Origin of the sequence: Amycolatopsis sp. cmx-4-61, from assembly GCF_046548775.1 — a bacterium.
Taxonomy (GTDB): domain Bacteria; phylum Actinomycetota; class Actinomycetes; order Mycobacteriales; family Pseudonocardiaceae; genus Amycolatopsis.
Genome location: NZ_JAEBEI010000007.1, coordinates 121281 through 138154, shown reverse-complemented (window position 1 = coordinate 138154; position 16874 = coordinate 121281). Strand labels below are relative to the sequence as shown.

Annotated in this window: 17 protein-coding genes and 1 riboswitch; of the genes, 7 read left to right on the top strand and 10 right to left on the bottom strand. The window is 71.2% G+C overall.

Annotation, left to right across the window (positions count from 1 at the left end; genetic code table 11):
- Positions 1–30 precede the first annotated feature (30 nt).
- On the bottom strand, positions 31–1296 hold the full coding sequence (thrC, locus tag ACLJOU_RS21640) for a threonine synthase (protein WP_410569471.1): 1266 nt from the start codon (positions 1294–1296) through the stop codon (positions 31–33).
- A 12-nt stretch (positions 1297–1308) separates the two neighbouring features.
- Positions 1309–1442: riboswitch (SAM riboswitch) on the bottom strand.
- 148 nt (positions 1443–1590) lie between these two features.
- Between thrC and holA the strand changes: the two genes are divergently transcribed.
- On the top strand, positions 1591–2571 hold the full coding sequence (gene holA, locus ACLJOU_RS21635) for a DNA polymerase III subunit delta (protein WP_410569470.1): 981 nt from the start codon (positions 1591–1593) through the stop codon (positions 2569–2571).
- Positions 2572–2754: 183 nt separating this feature from the next.
- Here the strand turns inward: holA and rpsT are convergent, their stop codons facing one another.
- Entirely contained in the window at positions 2755–3015 is a 261-nt protein-coding gene (rpsT, locus tag ACLJOU_RS21630) for a 30S ribosomal protein S20 (RefSeq protein WP_013228460.1), read from the bottom strand.
- Positions 3016–3342: 327 nt separating this feature from the next.
- On the opposite strand from rpsT, the gene ACLJOU_RS21625 reads away from it, so the two are divergent.
- Positions 3343–4206: a DMT family transporter gene (locus ACLJOU_RS21625; RefSeq protein ID WP_410569469.1), complete on the top strand. Its 864-nt coding sequence runs from the start codon at positions 3343–3345 to the stop codon at positions 4204–4206.
- Positions 4207–4229: 23 nt separating this feature from the next.
- On the top strand, positions 4230–4604 hold the full coding sequence (locus ACLJOU_RS21620) for a VOC family protein (RefSeq protein WP_410569468.1): 375 nt from the start codon (positions 4230–4232) through the stop codon (positions 4602–4604).
- Here the strand turns inward: ACLJOU_RS21620 and ACLJOU_RS21615 are convergent.
- Positions 4601–5221, bottom strand: a complete 621-nt coding sequence (locus ACLJOU_RS21615) for a class I SAM-dependent methyltransferase (RefSeq protein WP_410569467.1) — start codon at positions 5219–5221, stop codon at positions 4601–4603. The genes ACLJOU_RS21620 and ACLJOU_RS21615 overlap by 4 nt on opposite strands.
- A 115-nt stretch (positions 5222–5336) precedes the next feature.
- Here ACLJOU_RS21615 and lepA point away from each other — a divergent pair, with 115 nt between their 5' ends.
- A complete protein-coding gene (gene lepA, locus ACLJOU_RS21610) occupies positions 5337–7184 on the top strand; it encodes a translation elongation factor 4 (protein ID WP_410569466.1) in 1848 nt (615 codons plus the stop codon).
- 292 nt (positions 7185–7476) lie between these two features.
- Here the strand turns inward: lepA and ACLJOU_RS21605 are convergent, their stop codons facing one another.
- The 4 genes from ACLJOU_RS21605 to ACLJOU_RS21590 all read right to left on the bottom strand — a co-directional run bounded on the left by ACLJOU_RS21605 (position 7477) and on the right by ACLJOU_RS21590 (position 10865).
- Positions 7477–8058, bottom strand: coding sequence for a hypothetical protein (locus ACLJOU_RS21605; RefSeq protein ID WP_410569465.1), 582 nt, complete (start codon positions 8056–8058; stop codon positions 7477–7479).
- Between the two features lie 27 nt (positions 8059–8085).
- Complete coding sequence (locus tag ACLJOU_RS21600) at positions 8086–8532, bottom strand: pyridoxamine 5'-phosphate oxidase family protein (protein WP_410569464.1); 447 nt, start codon at positions 8530–8532, stop codon at positions 8086–8088.
- 122 nt (positions 8533–8654) lie between these two features.
- Positions 8655–9005 (bottom strand): HIT family protein, encoded by a 351-nt coding sequence (locus ACLJOU_RS21595; protein ID WP_410569463.1) that lies wholly within the window; start codon positions 9003–9005, stop codon positions 8655–8657.
- Positions 9006–9104: 99 nt separating this feature from the next.
- Entirely contained in the window at positions 9105–10865 is a 1761-nt protein-coding gene (locus ACLJOU_RS21590; RefSeq protein WP_410569462.1) for a family 20 glycosylhydrolase, read from the bottom strand.
- 109 nt (positions 10866–10974) lie between these two features.
- On the opposite strand from ACLJOU_RS21590, the gene ACLJOU_RS21585 reads away from it, so the two are divergent.
- From ACLJOU_RS21585 to ACLJOU_RS21575, 3 genes are read left to right on the top strand one after another with little or no spacing between them, the layout of a single operon-like run.
- Positions 10975–11484 carry a MarR family winged helix-turn-helix transcriptional regulator gene (locus ACLJOU_RS21585; RefSeq protein WP_410569461.1) on the top strand — a complete coding sequence of 170 codons (510 nt, stop codon included), beginning with the start codon at positions 10975–10977 and terminating at the stop codon, positions 11482–11484.
- 51 nt (positions 11485–11535) lie between these two features.
- Positions 11536–11892: a nuclear transport factor 2 family protein gene (locus ACLJOU_RS21580; protein ID WP_410569460.1), complete on the top strand. Its 357-nt coding sequence runs from the start codon at positions 11536–11538 to the stop codon at positions 11890–11892.
- 17 nt (positions 11893–11909) lie between these two features.
- Positions 11910–12959, top strand: coding sequence for an NAD(P)H-dependent flavin oxidoreductase (locus ACLJOU_RS21575; RefSeq protein WP_410569459.1), 1050 nt, complete (start codon positions 11910–11912; stop codon positions 12957–12959).
- A gap of 190 nt (positions 12960–13149) precedes the next feature.
- On the opposite strand, the gene ACLJOU_RS21570 is transcribed toward ACLJOU_RS21575, so the two are convergent.
- The 3 genes from ACLJOU_RS21570 to ACLJOU_RS21560 all read right to left on the bottom strand — a co-directional run bounded on the left by ACLJOU_RS21570 (position 13150) and on the right by ACLJOU_RS21560 (position 16854).
- Positions 13150–14583 (bottom strand): amino acid permease, encoded by a 1434-nt coding sequence (locus ACLJOU_RS21570; RefSeq protein WP_410569458.1) that lies wholly within the window; start codon positions 14581–14583, stop codon positions 13150–13152.
- An 89-nt stretch (positions 14584–14672) separates the two neighbouring features.
- Positions 14673–15752: an alpha/beta fold hydrolase gene (locus ACLJOU_RS21565; RefSeq protein ID WP_410569457.1), complete on the bottom strand. Its 1080-nt coding sequence runs from the start codon at positions 15750–15752 to the stop codon at positions 14673–14675.
- A 136-nt stretch (positions 15753–15888) separates the two neighbouring features.
- Positions 15889–16854, bottom strand: a complete 966-nt coding sequence (locus ACLJOU_RS21560) for a quinone oxidoreductase family protein (RefSeq protein WP_410569456.1) — start codon at positions 16852–16854, stop codon at positions 15889–15891.
- Positions 16855–16874 lie beyond the last annotated feature (20 nt).

Below are 16874 nucleotides of genomic sequence, written 5' to 3'. Positions count from 1 at the left end.
AGTAGCCGAGCGCCCGCCCCGGGCCGGAGCTCAGTAGCCGAGCGCCTCGTTCACGGCCGCGGCCGAGGGCGGCAGGGTGGCCTTCGGACCCACGTGGTTCTCGATCGCGTCGAGGGTCTTGAGGCCGTCGCCGGTGATCAGCAGCACCGTCTCGGCGTCCGGGTCCAGCTTGCCCGTCTCGACCAGCTTCTTCGCCGTGGCGACGGTGACCCCGCCCGCCGTCTCGGTGAAGATGCCCTCGGTGCGGGCCAGCAGGCGGATGCCCTCGACGACCTCTTCGTCGGAGACGTCCTCGATCGCACCGCCGGTGCGGTTGACGATGTCGAGCACGTACGGGCCGTCGGCCGGGTTGCCGATCGCCAGCGAGCGGGCGATCGTGTCCGGCTTCACCGGCTGGACCACGTCCTGGCCCGCGCGGAACGCGGCCGACACCGGCGAGCAGCCGGTGGCCTGTGCGCCGAACACCTTGTACGGGCTGGCGTCCACCAGGCCGAGCTGGCCCAGCTCGCGGAAACCCTTGTCCACCTTGGTCAGCTGCGAACCGGAGGCGATCGGGACGACGATCTGCGGCGGGATGCGCCAGCCGAGCTGCTCGGCGACCTCGAAGGCCAGCGTCTTCGAGCCCTCCGAGTAGTACGGCCGGACGTTCACGTTGACGAACGCCCACTTCGGGTGCTCGCCGGCGAGCTCGGTGGCGAGGCGGTTGACGTCGTCGTAGTTGCCGTCGATGGCGAGGAGGTCGCCGTCGTACACCGCGGTGGTGAGGATCTTGGCGCGCTCGAGGGTCTTGGGGATCAGCACGACCGACCGCCAGCCGGCGCGGGCCGCCGCGGCGGCCGTCGCGTTGGCCAGGTTGCCGGTCGACGGACAGGCGAGCACCTCGAACCCGAACTCGCGGGCCGCGGCCAGCGCGACGGCGACGACGCGGTCCTTGAACGAGTGCGTCGGGTTGCCGGTGTCGTCCTTGACCCACACGCGCTTGAGGCCGAGTTCCTTGGCGAGGCGGTCGGCGCGGACCAGCCGCGTCGCGCCCGGCTCGGTGTTCGGGATCTCTTCGACGTTGGACGGAACGGGAAGGAGCTTCTTGTAGCGCCAGATGTTCTTGGGGCCGGCCTCGATGTCTTCGCGGCGGACGCGGCCGAAGTCGTAAGCGACCTCGAGCGGCGAGAAGTCTTCGGCGGAGACGAATTCGGGGGCGAGCGGCTGCCGGTGGCCCTCTTCCTTCGACACCAGCTCGACGGCGGGACCGAGATCCGGGGTCTTGGTGGTGGAGGTCGTGCCGAGGGTGGCGGTCATCGCGAGGTTCCTTCCTCATCTGCCCCGCCGAAGCGGGCCGGAATTGGCACCGTGGTCGTCAGCTATCCCGCGATCGCGGGATGACAGGCTGTACGCCGGTTGCCGGGGCTTCGTCGGGCCGTTCCCTCTGCCCCTCTGGATGAGCGGTATTCGGTTGTCGGTGCGCGCACGCCGGAAACTTCCGGGGCGGGCTGCCTCGGGTACACCGTACGACATCGCGCGCGCCCCGTGCCACGGTGGCCGCCCGACATCACCGGAGCGGGCGCACGGGAGCGCAAGTGAGAGGATTCCCGGGTGACCGCGCAAGCCACCGCCCCGGCCCCGCTGCAGCTGGTGCTGGGGGAGGAAGAACTGCTGATCGAGCGCGCCGTCCGCGAGACGCTCGCCGCCGCCCGCGCGATGGACGCGACCGCCGAGCTGACCCGCGCCCGGGTGTCCGATCTCACAGCCCCCGAGCTGGCCGAACTGGTCAGCCCGTCGCTGTTCAGCGAGGGCCGGGTGATCGTCCTCGAGTCGGCGCAGGACATCTCGCAGGAGCTGGCCGACGCCGTCGCGGCCTACTTGAAGGACCCGGCGGACGGGGTCGTGCTCGTCGTCGTGCACACCGGCGGTGGCCGCAGCAAGGCGGGCAAGACCCTCCCGGCCGCGCTGAAGAAGGCCGGCGCCGAGGTCACCGAGTGCCCGAAGCTGACCAAGCCGGCCGAGCGGGAGCAGTTCGTGCGCCACGAGGTGCGCCGGGTGGGCGGCAAGATCGACCCGGCGGGCGTGGCGGCCCTGCTCGACGCCGTGGGCTCCGACCTGCGGGAACTGTCGTCGGCGGCGACGCAGCTGGTCGCGGACACGGGCGGGACCGTCGACGCCGACGCGGTCCGCCGCTACCACCGCGGCCGCGCCGACGTGACCGGGTTCGCGGTCGCGGAGAAGGCAGTCGGCGGCGACCGCGCGGCGGCGCTGGAGTCACTGCGCTGGGCGATGCAGCTGGGTGTCCCGCACGTCCTGGTCGCCGACGCGCTGGCCGACGCGGTCCGCACGATCGCCCGGGTCTCCGGCGCGGGCCGCGGCAACCCCAACCAGCTGGCGGGCGAGCTCGGCATGCCGCCGTGGAAGATCCGGAAGGCGCAGGGCCAGTCCCGCGGCTGGAACCCCGACGGCCTGGCCACGGCGATGCGCGTGGTCGCGCGGCTGAACGCCGAGGTCAAGGGCGTGGCGGCGGACCCGGGCTATGCGCTGGAGCGGGCGGTGCTGGAGGTGGCGGCAGCCAAGGGCGACCGCTGATCGCCGTGGTCGACGGTGTGGCGGCGGACCGGGCTACGCGCTGGAGCGCGCGGCGGCTGCGACGCTGATCGCGGCCGACACGACGCACGGGTGTCACCCGCCCGGTCGCACGCCGGACATGAAGCACGCCGGACACGAAGAAGGCCCCGGCCGAAGCCGGGGCCTTCTCGGAAATCAACCAGCTCAGAGCGCGTTGACGCGCTTCGCGAGCGCCGACTTCTTGTTGGCGGCCTGGTTGGCGTGGATGACGCCCTTCGAGACGGCCTTGTCCAGCTTCTGGGCGGCGTCGCGCTGCAGCTCGACGGCCTTGGCCTTGTCGCCGGCCTCGGCGGCTTCGCGGACCTTGCGGATCGCGGTCTTCACCGAGGACCGGATCGCCTGGTTGCGCTGACGCGCCTTCTCGTTCGTCGTGATGCGCTTGATCTGCGACTTGATGTTGGCCATAGGGCAACTCCTGTTTCACTCGGTGAGATCGCCGCCGCGCTGAAGTGGCCCCGCGAGAAGCGGGTTTCCTCCATGACGGAATGCCGCACGGGCAGCGAGCGACCACTCTAACAGCCGGTCCACGAGCGTCCGGAGCCGGGAGTACGGTGGGTGACGGTAGTGCCTAGGGTTCCGTCGCCGGTCCGCGTTCCAGCTCCTCACAACCAGGGCCGGCGGGACTGGTCCGAGCGGCACCGTCGGCGGGCCCGGACGGCCGGTCGTTCATCTGACGGGGCAAAAGCCTGGAGGACCCGGTTCTCGCGCGCGCGAGAACCCCGAAGGGGTCCCGTGAACGCCACCGCCTTGTCCCTCGTCCTCGTCGCCGCCGTCGTGCACGCCGCCTGGAACCTCGCCGCCAAGCGGATCTCCTCCGGGGGCACCCAGTTCGTCTGGCTCTACTACACCGTCTCCGCCGTGTTCCTGCTGCCGGTGACCGTGGTGCTGGTCGTCGTCGAGGACGAGCGTCCACAGTGGAGCTGGCTGCTCGCCGCCGTGGTCACCGCCGTCCTGCACGTCGCCTACGGCGTCGTGCTGCAGCGCGGGTACCGCGTCGGCGACCTCTCCGTCGTCTACCCCGTCGCGCGCGGGACCGGGCCGTTGCTGTCGGTGCTGGCCGCCGTCCTGGTGCTCGGCGAACACCCCGGCCCGCTGGGCCTGCTCGGCGCCTTCCTGGTCGTCGCCGGGGTGCTGGTGATCAGCACCGGCCGCCGGGCGACGGACCCGAAAGCGGTGAAAGCCGGCGTCTTGTACGGCCTGCTGACCGGCGCCGTCATCGCCGGGTACACGCTCTGGGACGCCCACTCGGTGACCGGCCTGGGCGTGCCGCCGGTCGTCTACTTCGGCCTCGGCTCGGTCCTGCAGAGCCTCCTGCTCTTCCCCCGCGCCCTGGCCGATCGGGGCGAAGTGACGCGGATCTGGCGTGACCAGCGCCGCGAGGTCTTCGTCGTCGCGGTCCTGTCGCCGATCGCCTACGTCCTCGTGCTCTTCGCCCTCACCATGGCGCCGGTCAGCCTGGTCGCGCCCGCCCGCGAGCTGAGCATCGTCATCGGCGGGATCGCGGCGTGGCTGGTGCTCGGCGAGCGCGACGCCGTCCGGCGGCTCGTGGGGTCGGTGATCGTGTTGTCCGGCATCGCGGCGATTGCGGCCGCCTGAGCCCGTCCGGTAGGGATGGTCGGATGGAGATCCTGAAGAGCCGGCTGCTGATCCGCCCGCGTGACGCCGCCGCGTCCACGGCGTTCTACCGCGACACGCTCGGCCTGGCCGTGGAGCGGGAGTTCCCGGGCGGCACCGTCTTCTTCCTCGGCCACGGCTCGCTGGAGGTCTCCGGTTCCGGCGAGACCGGTGCGTCGCCCGATCTGGTGCTCTGGCTGCAGGTCCGGGACCTCGCCGGCACCCTCGCCGACCTCAGGGCCAAGGGCCTCGAACCGGTGCGGGACGCGCAGCGCGAGCCGTGGGGCCTCGACGAGGCCTGGATCGCCGATCCGGACGGCACGCGCATCGTGCTGGTCGAGGTGCCCGAGGGCCACCCGATCCGCACGGACACCCGCTAGGCGGGCTTGACGGCGCGCAGCTGCGCGGCGAGGGCGGCGAACCCCGGCGGCTCCCAGGTCCACGTCTGCAGGTCGGCGAACCCCGCGGCGGCGGCTTCGTCGGCGAGCACGTGCCTGCTCACCGGCAGCCACTTCTCGTGCGCGGACAGCAGCAGCCGTCCGCCCGGGCGCAGTACCCGAAACAGCTCGGCGAACGCGGCCGCGCGGTCGTCCCACAGCATGACGTTGTTCACGCTCAGGACGACGTCGACGGAGTCGTCGGGCTCGCCGGTGTGCGCCGCCGAGCCTTCCCGCAGCTCGGCGCGGTCGCCGCAGCGCTCGTGGCAGAGTCCGAGCATCTCGGGCGAGGGGTCGACGCCGACGGCTCGCCCGGCCAGGCGCGCGGCGGCGTCCAGGCCGACGCCGGGGCCGGGCCCGACGACCAGGACGGTCTCGTCCGGCTCGATCTTCGCGAGGTCGACGACGCGGTGTTCGGTCGCGGCGTTGCCGCGGGCCATGGCCCAGCCGCCGAGGCGGCCGAGGACGCCGGAGGGGTGACCGAACGTCCGGTCGAGGACGCGGGCGAACCCGCTGGTCCCGGGCTGGGGAGGGGGTGCCGGCTGGTGCGGAGTGCTCATACTTCGAGGGCACCACGGATCGTGAAAGCCCGCATCGGGGATGACCCCCACCCGCACCCGGAGGGCCATGGGAACATAGAGGTGGCCATCCCCGACTTTCCGAGGACTCATTCGAGTGACAGCGCCCAACAAGTTCGCCGACACCACCTTCACGCCGCCGGAGCTCATCCGGAACTTCTGCATCATCGCGCACATCGACCACGGCAAGTCGACCCTGGCCGACCGCATGCTGCAGCTCACCGGCGTGGTCGAAGAGCGCGCCATGCGGGCCCAGTACCTCGACCGGATGGACATCGAGCGCGAGCGCGGCATCACGATCAAGGCGCAGAACGTCCGGCTGCCCTGGCGGGTCGACGGGCAGGACCACGTCCTGCACATGATCGACACGCCCGGCCACGTCGACTTCACCTACGAGGTCTCCCGCGCCCTGGAGGCGTGCGAAGGCGCGATCCTGCTGGTCGACGCCGCGCAGGGGATCGAGGCCCAGACGCTGGCCAACCTGTACCTCGCGCTGGAGAACAACCTCCAGATCATCCCGGTGCTCAACAAGATCGACCTGCCCTCGGCCGACCCCGACAAGTACGCGGGTGAGCTCGCCCACATCATCGGCTGCGAGCCCGACGACGTGCTGCGGGTCTCGGCCAAGACCGGCATGGGCGTCGGCGAGCTGCTCGACGAGGTCGTGAAGCAGGTGCCCGCGCCGCAGGGCGACGCCGACGCGCCGGCGCGGGCGATGATCTTCGACTCGGTGTACGACACCTACCGCGGTGTGGTCACCTACATCCGGGTGGTCGACGGCAAGATCACCCCGCGCGAGCGGATCCGGATGATGTCGACCGGCGCGACCCACGAGCTCCTCGAGGTCGGGATCATCTCGCCGGAGCCCAAGCCGAGCAAGGGCCTCGGCGTCGGCGAGGTCGGGTACCTGATCACCGGCGTGAAGGACGTCCGCCAGTCCAAGGTCGGCGACACCGTGACGTCGGAACGCCGCGGCGCGAAGGAGCCGCTGGCCGGCTACCGCGAGCCGAAGCCGATGGTCTACTCGGGGCTGTACCCGGTCGACGGCTCCGACTACCCCGAGCTGCGCGAGGCCCTGGACAAGCTCCAGCTGAACGACGCGGCGCTGGCGTACGAGCCGGAGACGTCGGTGGCGCTCGGCTTCGGCTTCCGCTGCGGCTTCCTCGGCCTGCTGCACCTGGAGATCACCCGCGACCGCCTCGAGCGCGAGTTCGGCCTCGACCTGATCTCGACGGCGCCGAACGTCATCTACCGCGTGGTCCTGGAGGACCGCAGCGAGGTGGTCGTGACCAACCCGTCGGACTGGCCGACCGGGCTGAAGATCGCCGAGGTGCACGAGCCGGTGTCGAAGGTGAGCATCCTCGCGCCGTCGGAGTTCGTCGGCACGATCATGGAGCTGTGCCAGACCAAGCGCGGCACCCTGCTCGGCATGGACTACCTGTCCGAGGACCGCGTCGAGCTGCGCTACAACATTCCGCTGGCGGAAATCATCTTCGACTTCTTCGACACGCTGAAGTCGCGTACGCGTGGGTACGCGTCTCTCGATTACGAAGAGGCCGGCGAGCAGATTTCGGATCTCGTCAAGGTGGACATCCTGCTGCAGGGCGAAACCGTGGACGCGTTCTCGGCGATCGTGCACAAGGACGCCGCCTACGGCTACGGCAACCGGATGGCGACGCGGCTGCGCGAGCTGATCCCGCGCCAGCAGTTCGAGGTCCCGATCCAGGCGGCGGTCGGCTCGCGGATCATCGCCCGCGAGACGATTCGCGCCATCCGCAAGGACGTGCTGGCCAAGTGTTACGGCGGTGACATCTCGCGGAAGCGCAAGCTGCTGGAGAAGCAGAAGGAAGGCAAGAAGCGGATGAAGACCGTCGGCCGGGTCGAGGTGCCGCAGGAGGCCTTCGTCGCCGCACTGTCCACTGAGGACACCGGAAAGAAGAAGTAACTGTTCCGTTGATGTGACAGCGGCGCCCATATTCACGCTGGGGTGTGAATATGGGCGCCGAACTCGCGTTCGATCCCGTTTTTGTCGGTGCTCTCTGGTTTCCTCTGGTGCGAAGAGTGAAAGGAGAGCACCATGACAGTCAGAGCAGACATCGAGCACCCCGCCGATTCGGGCCCCCTGACGGTGCACGACCTCGGGGGGATGCCGTATGACAGCCGACGCTACGAGCTCATCGACGGGGATTCCGGTGCGGATCGTGCCCCGCGCGCTGCCGGGCAGGCTGGCCTGCCCCTCAGCGGTCCCGGAGCCGGGGTGCGCCGCGGAGCTGGGCGTGCAGCTGCCGGTGGCGCAGCTCCTTCCGGAGCCGGTCGAGCACCGCGTCGAACAGGGCCGGCGGGAGGATCGCCGTCTGCTCGAACTGCCTCCGCTGCGGCGGCGCCGGCTCGAGTTTGCCTCGCGGCGCATAGCGCTGCACCGAGCTCTCGACGCCGCCGCCGGTGACCAGGTCGACCCAGAGGGCGTCGCGCAGGTAGCCGTCGCCGAAGCGGGCCGAACGGCGGACGGTCACCTCCGCGATCTCCGGCCAGGGGACCAGGCGCGTGCTGAGCGTCCCCGCGGGCAGGCGGATGCCCTCGTCGCCGATGGTGAGGTCGCGCAGGCCCTCGAAGCCGCGCTTGAGGTCGCGGGCGCGGGACACGCGGTAGGCGACGACGGCGGCGAGCACGGTCGCCGCGTAGGCGCCGCCGATCAGCCACGGCGAGAGGCCGCGCACCAGCCCGGTGGCGAGCGCCGCGCCGAACCCGGCGTCGGCGACGACGAGCAAGCCGACGAGGACCTTGACCGGCGTGGTGACGCGGAGGGAGGACTCGGACAACGGGACGACTCCTGGGGCCGGGCGGGGTCAGGGATTGCCGATTATCCGGTCCGCCCGGACGAACACCGCGACCCGCCGCTCTTCGGCCATGACACGGTCGTACTCGGCCCAGTCGTCATGGGTGCCGGTGGCGGCGATGAAGACGTCCCGCAACAGCTGCGGCAGGCCCGCCGGGTCGAAGGCCGGATCGGGATCGTCGGGCCCGATGAGGTGGGTGGCCCCGGTGACGGAGAGCCAGTTCCACCCACGCCGGAAGGTGAGGGTGGCGTGCCCGGTCCGCCGCAGCAGCGCGAGCTTGTGCGCCCGGCCGACGGCGACGTAGGCGACCCCCGGCGCCCCGGTCACCGGATCGTCGAAGACACCGGCGTTGACGACGGAAGCGTGCACGGTCCCGTCGGCCCGCGTCGTGGCCACGGTGGCGAGGCCGTGCTCCTGCAGCGAGAGGGTGCGAACCTGCTCCAGATCAGCGCTCATGGCCCCAACCTAGCCCGCGGCCCCGGCCGGACGCCCGGGTTTCACGGCGCGAAGTACGGCGCTAACCGTCCGCACAGGAGGCCGACGTCGGCTCGAGGAGCTCCCGGCCAGTCGACATCCATCTACCCCAGCTCGGCCGGAGTGCCGCGATGACGCACGAAGACGTGCTGGTGGAAGTGCGCCCGCGCCACTCCGCGCCCGGCAAGGGCGGAGTGCACGGACTCGGGATCGAGTTCGGCCCGCAGCGCGCGAGCGCCGACCCAGGCGGCCCGCGCCACCCCCAGCGCCTCGGCTTCGGTGAGCCCGTCGAGGTTCGCGACGTGCCGCCGCGTCTCGACGAAGAGGTAGCCGGGGAAGGTCCCGGCCCGATGACTGACGACGACGAGGTCGTCGGCCCAGACGACCGGGCTGGCGAGCGGCCCGGCGCCCTGGTGCCCGGCGCCCTGGTGCTTGGCGCAGACCGGGCACGACATGACCGAAGGCTAACGGTGCAGGGCGTCTTTCGGGAACTGCCCGAAGCGACGAACATGGCCGGGCCCGGAGCCCGAAGACGCCGGGCCCGGCCACTCACGTCAGCAGGTGCCGTTGTCGGTCCACACTCCCCACTGGCCCGTCGTTCCCGGCTCCTCGCCCTGGGTCCACCACCTCGCCGTCCACTTGTGAGCGTTGTGGGACACCACGTTCCCGCCCGTGTACACCTGCGTGGCGCTCCACTCCGGGTCCGTGCACGTGCCCGGGTTCGTCGTTCCGCCCGTGTCCCAGGCCACCTGCGCCGACCGGTAGAAGTTGAGGCCCTGGGCCACCCAGCGCGGGGCCTGGGCGCCCAGGCGGGTGCGGAACGCCGTCCAGTCGTGCGTCGACCACGGGGACCAGCCCAGCTCCGCGTGGGCCGTCAGCCGGGGGAACGCCAGGTAGTCCACATCGGACGGCGTCACCACCGTTTCCGACCACAGCGGGGATTCCACGCCGCGGACCGCCGATTCGCCGACGCCCGACAGGTAGGCTCCCGGGTTCCAGTCGTACGCGTCCTGGACCTCGATGTAGCCCGCCCACGACAAGCCGATCGGGGTCGAGCTGTTGTACTTCATGTCCAGGTACGCCTTGTTCGCCGGCGACAGGATCACCTTGCTGCCGCGGGAAACCGCCGTCGAGACACCCGCGTCCGACGTGGACGTCCCCCAGAACTGCGGGGACGCCGAAGCCGGCAACGTCGCCTTCGCGATGTCGTGCCAGCCCACCACCGACTTGCCCGTGGCCGCCACCAGGGGGAGGACCTTGTTGACGAACGTCAGGTAGTCCGCCGCCGACGTCGACGAGGCCTCGTCGCCGCCGATGTGCAGGTACGGGCCCGGGGTCAGCGCCGCCAGCTCGCGCAGGACGTCCGCGATGAACGTGTACGTGATGTCCTTCGAGATGCACAGCGAGCTGTAGCCGACCTCCGTGTCCGTGCGCAACGCCGGGGCCACCCCGTTGCAGTTCAGCTCCGCGTACGACGCCAGGGCCGCGTTCACGTGCCCCGGCATGTCGATCTCCGGGATGATCGTGATGTGCCGCGAAGCCGCGTAGTTCACGATGTCCGTGTACTGCGCCTTCGTGTAGTAACCACCCGCGCCGCCGCCGACCTGGGTGCTGCCGCCGACCGTCGTCAGGCGGGGCCAGCTGTCGATCTGGATGCGCCAGCCCTGGTCGTCCGCCAGGTGCAGGTGCAGGTGGTTGATCTTGTACTGGGCCAGCTGGTCGAGGTACCGCTTGACCGTCGACACCGGGTGGAAGTGCCGGGCGACGTCGAGCATCGCGCCGCGGTAGGCGAAGCGCGGGTAGTCGACGATCGTCGCGCCCGGGATGCTCCACGGCCCGGGCTGCGCGGAAGGACTCTCTACGCGGCCCGGCAGCAGTTGCCGCAGCGTTTGGACGCCCGCGAAGAGCCCGTCCGCGGTGGCCGCCCGGAGGGTGACCGAGGACGCCGTCGACACCAGCTGGTAGCCCTGCGTGCCGACGGACGCGGGTGCGCCGCTCAGCAACAGCGCGATGCTGCCGGACGGCACGGTCGCCGGCGCGTCGGACACCGGCAGCGCGAAGCCGGTGGACGGCCGTAGCACGCCGGCCAGGTAGTCGCCGACCTGCCGCGCCGCGGCCGAACCGGCTTCGGTGACGATCGAAGTCGTCGAGACCAGCGGGAACGCGACACCGGCCGCCGGGGTCACCGAGACCGGCACCGGCACGATCGACTGCACCGCCGGCGTGGCCGCCGCGGCCGGCGTGACCTGGGTACTGGCGCCGGCCAGGGCCAGCACGGCGAGCGCGCGGCCGAGCCTCGCGAACGTTTTCTCCACCGGGGGACCTCCTGGCGTGAAGGGCGCGACCTCGCCGTCGCACCTGCCGGGGATCGTCGCACTTCCGGCGGCCATGGTCTAGACCAGTCTGGGTGGTTAAGCTCGCGCGGTGACGCGGGACTTCGTGCCGGGATCGCCGTTCGCGCTGCTCTCGGAGGCCGAAACGGCCGCCTGGTACGCCTACATGAAGGTGCACCTGCGGCTGGAGTACGAGCTGAACCGGCAGCTGCGCGCCGACAGCGGGATCTCGCTCGCCGACTACCACGTGCTGGTCGCGCTGACGAGCGTGCCCGGCGGCCGGATGCGGGTCACCGACCTCGCGATCCGCATCGGCTGGGAACGCAGCCGGCTGTCGCACCACCTCAAGCGGATGCGGGACCGCGGGCTGGTCGAGACCGGGACCGCCGCCGACGACCGCCGGGTGACCGAGGTCGTGCTGTCGGACGCGGGCTGGGAGACGTTGCGGCAGGCCGCCCCCGACCACGTCGGCTTCGTGCGCGAAGCGTTCCTCGACGCCCTCGGCGTCGACGAGCAGGCGCAGCTGACGACGCTGCTCGAACGCGTCTACGACACGCTCGTCGAAAAAGGCAGCCTGCCCCGGCCGGACGACCACCCCTGACGTTTACGTGACATGTCACGTAATATGGCGGCGGACCCGAGGAGGACGCGCATGGCGACGGTGGCCGAGCTGATGGAAGCCAATCTGCTCAAGGTGTTCAACGAGCGCGACGACGAACGCCGCGCGAAGGCGATCGCCGGGACCTACGCGGCCGACGTCGAGTTCGCCGATCCGGAAGGGGTCGCCAGAGGCCACGAAGAGCTGAACGCCAAGGCCCGCGGGCTGCTCGAACAGGCACCGGGCTTCGTGTTCTCGCCCGACGGCCCGGTGCTCGTCAACCACGACCTTGGCCACCTCGCGTGGCAGTTCGGCCCCGAAGGCGCCCCGCCGGTCGCGCGGGGGATCGACATCGCGCTCGTCGAGGACGGGGTGATCAAGAAGCTCTACACGCTGTTGCTGCCCGCCTGAGTACTACGCTCGGTGGCATGTTCGACGAGCTGACGTTCCCGGTCGTCGCCGCGCCGATGGCCGGCGGTCCCACCACCCCGGAGCTGGTCGCGGCGGTGTCCGAGGCGGGCGGCTTCGGCTTCCTCTCCGCCGGCATGCTCACACCCGCGGCGCTGGCCGCGCAGATCGACCGCACCGCCGAGCTCACCGGCCGGCCGTTCGGCGTCAACCTCTTCGTCCCGCAACCGGACACCGGCGCCGACATCTCGGGCCACCGGACCCGGCTGGAAGCGTTCGCCCGCGAGTACGACGTCGAGCTCGGCGAACCGAAGTGGGACGACGACAACTACCCAGCGAAGCTCGACATCGTGCTCGAGAAGCGGGTCCCCGTGGTGTCGTTCACCTTCGGCCCGCCGACGCCGTCGGACGTGGTGCGCCTGAAGGACGCCGGCAGCGAGATCGTCATCACCGTGACCACGCCGGAGGCCGCCCACCGGGCCGCCGACCTGGGCGCCGACGCGCTCGTCGTCCAGGGTTTCGAAGCCGGCGGGCACCGGAGCCTGTTCACCGACGACCCGAACCTGCCCGGCGGCGGCGCGGAATACGGCGTGCTCGCGCTGCTGAGGCTCGTCGCCGCCCGCGTCGACCTGCCGCTGATCGCGGCCGGCGGGCTGGTGCACGGTGCCGACGTCGCGGCCGTGCTCGCCGCCGGGGCGGTGGCCGCCCAGCTGGGCACCGTCTTCCTGCGTGCGGACGAAGCCGGGACGTCGGAGGCGCACCGCAAGGCCCTCGCTCTCGCCGAGCGCGAGACGGCGTTCACCCGCGCCTTCAGCGGCCGCCCGGCGCGGGGGCTGGTCAACAGGTTCATGGACGCGCTGTCCGAGGGCGCGCCCGCCGCCTACCCGCAGCTCAACCACCTGGCCGGGCCGGTGCGCAAGGCGTCGGCGAAGGCGGGTGACCCCGAGGCGATCTCGCTGTGGGCGGGCCAGACCTACCCGCTCGCGTACGACGCCTCCGCCGCGGTGATCATCGAGCGGCTGAAGGTCGAGGCGCGCGAAGCCGCCGCGCGCCTCGACCGGATCCGCTAGCGCTCGCGCGTCGCAGGTTCGTCGCCCCTCACCGAGCCTGGCGCGGGCGCGGGTGCACGTCCAGAGCGCCCCAAGGCGGCCTTCGGTGCGTCAGACGCACCCAAGGCGGCCTTCGGTGCGTGAGACGCAACCAAGCCCGCCTTGGGGCGCTTGAGCCGGGCCGCTGTCAACGAACCTCGGACGCGCGACCCTAGCGCTCGCGGTTGAGCAGCGAGTGCCGGCGGCTGTACAGGAAGTAGATGACCAGGCCGATGACGAACCAGACGGCGAACCGCAGCCAGGTCGCCGGCTGCAGGAACGTGATCAGCCAGATCGAGAACACGATCCCGATCGCGGGGACCACCGGCATACCCGGCGTCTTGAACGTCCGGGGCAGGTCGGGCTGCTTGTAGCGCAGCACGATCACCGCGACGCAGACGACGACGAACGCCAGCAGGATGCCGATGTTCGTCAGCTCGGCGGCTTCGCCGATCGGCAGCACCCCGGCGATGATCGCCGACGCGCCACCGAGGATCCACGTCATCCGGCTCGGCACCTGGCGCTTCGCGTTCGTCTTGCCGAACCACGGCGGCAGCAGGCCGTCGCGGCTCATCGAGTAGCCGACGCGGGTGGCGCCCATCAGGAACGTGAACAGCACGGTCAGGATGCCGACGATGGCGCCGATCGCGATCACCGTGGCCAGGCCGGACAGGCCGACCGACTTGAACGCCGTGGAGAAGCCGCTCTTCGGGTCGATCTCGGTGTACTTCTGCATGCCGGTCAGCACCAGGCAGGCCAGCACGTACAGCACCATCGAGATGGCCAGCGAGTAGAGGATCGCCTTCGGCATGTGCCGCTGCGCGTCCTTGGATTCTTCCGCCGCGGTCGACATGGCGTCATAACCGAAGACGGCGAAGAACACGGTCGCCGCGCCGGTCACCGCGCCGCCGAAACCGGCGGGCGCGAACGGCGTGTAGTTGCCGGTCTTGACGTAGAAGAAGCCGACCAGGATGACCACCAGCACGATCAGGACCTTGATCCCGACCATCGCCGTCTCGAACCGGGCGGCGCTGCGGATGCCGCGGTTGAGCAGGTACGCGATCAGCAGGCACAGCAGCGCGGCGAACAGGTCGACCTTGTGGCCCGGCCCGGTGCCGGGCGCGCCGAGCATCCACGCGGGCAGGTCGAGGCCGAGCTGGCCGAGCAGGAAGCTGAAGTAGCCGGAGATGCCGATCGCCACCACCGCCACGATCGCGGTGTACTCCAGGAGCAGGTCCCAGCCGATGAACCAGCCGACGATCTCGCCGAGCACCGCGTAGCCGTAGGTGTAGGCCGAGCCGGCCTTCGGGATGAGACCGGCGAACTCGGCGTAGGAGAACGCCGCCGCGGCGCTGGCGACGCCGGCGATGAGGAACGAGATCAGCACGGCCGGGCCGACGCCGGGGATGCCCGCCGCGTCGTCGCCGTGCGCGACGCTGCCGGCGAGGGCGAAGATCCCGGCGCCGATGATGCCGCCGATGCCGATGGCGGTCAGCTGCCACAGGCCCAGGGTGCGTTGCAGGCCGCCGCTTTCCGGCGTGTCCTGGATCTGGTCGATCGGCTTGCGCCGGAAGATGCCGGAGCCGGCACCCACTGGAGCGGACATCATCGTCTCCCGAACGGTCGGTGGAAGGCCCGGATCACGGGCCTTCGCGGAACCTACCGCCATCCGCGCGTGAAGACAGCGTGAGCCGCTCAGCCCGCCGCGGTGTCTTCGCTCACGGCCTGCGGTGCCGTCGCGGCGGCCCGTTTGGCCTGCGTCGTCCGGACCGCGCTCGCCGCGAAGTAGGTGAGCAGCTCGGCGATCTCCACCGGGTCGTCCAGCTGCGGGCAGTGCCCCCAGTCCTCGCGGACCAGCAGCCTGCTGTGGGGGACCAGCGTGTGCAGCTGCCGCCCCGACGCGGCGGTGACGAGCTTGTCCTTGCCGCAGGCGACGACCAGCAGCGGGACCTCGACCGAATCGAGGCGGTAGGCGTCGGCGAGCTCCGCGACGAGCTGCCGGGCCTCTTCGAGCCGGCTCTTGGTCGCCCGGTAGTCCGGGAAGAGCGCGGTGAAGCGCTGCACCTGCACGGCGTCGGCGACACTCGAGTCGGCGTACAGCAGCCGCGGGACGAGCTGCTCGGCGACCTTGCGCACCAGGAACCCCGGCACCGGGACGGGCAGGGACGAGTACAGCCGCAGCGGCAGCGGGTACCGCGCGACCGCGCGGATCAGCCACGAGTCGACGAACCCCGGCGCGGCGATGGACACCACCCCCGAGATCGGCAGGCGGCCCTTCGAGGCACTCTTTCCCGCCGAGGAGGGATTCGCTGCATTCTGCGCCGCGCGCAGGCTCATCGTGCCGCCGAGGGAGTTGCCGGCCAGCACGACCGAGCCGAGCACGGCCTGTTCGCGGACGACGGCGGTGGTGAACGCGTCGAGCTGCGGCAGCATCGGGCCCGGCCGCAGCGGCTGGGCGTCGCCGAACCCGGGCAGATCGACCGCGACCGCCGGGATCCCGGCGGCCGCGAGCTGCTCGAGGGCGGGGCGCCAGGTGTCGGCGCTGTCGCAGTAGCCGTGCAGGAGCACCAGGCGCGGTGCCGACGGCTTCACGTGCGGTGCGGCCGCCCGGCGACGCAGGGACCGCCGGGGAAGCTCCGGCTCGGGGACGGTGTCGCCGACCTCGAGCACGCGGGTGCGGACGCCGGCGTAGCGCCGGAAGGACACCCGGATCGGGTCCTCGTCACTGGGCCGGCCGCCCGGTTCGGCCGGCACGGGCCGCTTCGTCGCGGTCATGACTACAGATTAGCTGGCCGGAGTGGGGTTTTGGTCGAATTTCGGTGCTAACGACCAGGTCTCGAAGTGAACACGTCAAAAATTCACGAGATACCGGAGCTGGGCGGAGCCGGTGATCCGCCCAGCTCAAGCGGGTCTAGTGGGTGAAGACGATCTTGCCGGCGGTGTCCCCTTCGAGCATCGCCCGGAAGCCCTGGGACGCCTCGGAAAACGGCAGTTCCGCGCCGATCTGCGGCCGGACGCCGGTCAGGTCCAGGTAGGCGAGCAGATCCGCGAGCTCGTCGCGGGTGCCCATGGTCGAGCCGGCGACACGCAGCTGGAGGAAGAAGACGCGCTGCAGCTCCGCGTGCGCGTCCGGGCCGCTGGTCGAGCCGGAGACCACGATGATCCCGCCCGGCTTGAGCGACTTGACCGAGTGCGACCAGGTGGCCTTGCCGACGGTCTCGAACACGGCGTCGACGCGCTCGGGCAGCCGCGCGCCCGATTCGAACGCCTGGTGGGCGCCGAGGCTGGTGGCCAGCGCGCGCTTCTCCTCGGTGCGGCCGGTGACCCAGACCCGGAACCCGGCCGCGCGGCCGAGCTGGACCAGCGCGGTCGAGACGCCGCCGGAAGCGCCCTGCACGAGCATCGTCTGCCCGGGGCGCAGCCCGGACTTCACGAACAGCATCCGGTAGGCGGTCAGCCAGGCCGTGCCCATGGTGGCGGCTTCGGCGTAGCTGAGCGCCGCGGGCTTCGGGACGACGTTGCGGGCGGGCACGACGACCTGGTCGGCGAAGGTGCCCTGGTGCTTCTCGGTGAGCAGCGTGCGCTTCGGGTCGAGCGTGTCGTCGCCCTGCCAGCCCGGCGCGTTGATCACGGAGTGGATGACGACTTCGGAGCCGTCGTCGAGGGTGCCGGCGCCGTCGCAGCCGAGGATCATCGGGAACTGGTCCGGCTTGATCCCGACGCCCCGCAGCGTCCAGAGGTCGTGCATGTTGAGGCTGGCCGCCTTGACGTGCACGCGGACCCAGCCGTCGGGCACTTCCGGTTCGGGGCGCTCGCCGACGACGAGCGAGTCCAGCGGGCTGTCGGCGTTGGGTTCCTGCGCGTACACGGCGAACATGTCTCGCAACGTACCGCCCC

Coding starts and splice junctions, on each gene's coding strand:
- thrC (WP_410569471.1), bottom strand. CDS start 1,296: ATGACCGCCACCCTCGGCACGACCTCCACCACCAAGACCCCGGATCTC.
- rpsT (WP_013228460.1), bottom strand. CDS start 3,015: ATGGCCAACATCAAGTCGCAGATCAAGCGCATCACGACGAACGAGAAG.
- ACLJOU_RS21620 (WP_410569468.1), top strand. CDS start 4,230: ATGGAGATCCTGAAGAGCCGGCTGCTGATCCGCCCGCGTGACGCCGCC.
- ACLJOU_RS21615 (WP_410569467.1), bottom strand. CDS start 5,221: ATGAGCACTCCGCACCAGCCGGCACCCCCTCCCCAGCCCGGGACCAGC.
- ACLJOU_RS21600 (WP_410569464.1), bottom strand. CDS start 8,532: ATGAGCGCTGATCTGGAGCAGGTTCGCACCCTCTCGCTGCAGGAGCAC.
- ACLJOU_RS21595 (WP_410569463.1), bottom strand. CDS start 9,005: ATGTCGTGCCCGGTCTGCGCCAAGCACCAGGGCGCCGGGCACCAGGGC.
- ACLJOU_RS21580 (WP_410569460.1), top strand. CDS start 11,536: ATGGCGACGGTGGCCGAGCTGATGGAAGCCAATCTGCTCAAGGTGTTC.
- ACLJOU_RS21575 (WP_410569459.1), top strand. CDS start 11,910: ATGTTCGACGAGCTGACGTTCCCGGTCGTCGCCGCGCCGATGGCCGGC.
- ACLJOU_RS21570 (WP_410569458.1), bottom strand. CDS start 14,583: ATGTCCGCTCCAGTGGGTGCCGGCTCCGGCATCTTCCGGCGCAAGCCG.
- ACLJOU_RS21565 (WP_410569457.1), bottom strand. CDS start 15,752: ATGACCGCGACGAAGCGGCCCGTGCCGGCCGAACCGGGCGGCCGGCCC.
- ACLJOU_RS21560 (WP_410569456.1), bottom strand. CDS start 16,854: ATGTTCGCCGTGTACGCGCAGGAACCCAACGCCGACAGCCCGCTGGAC.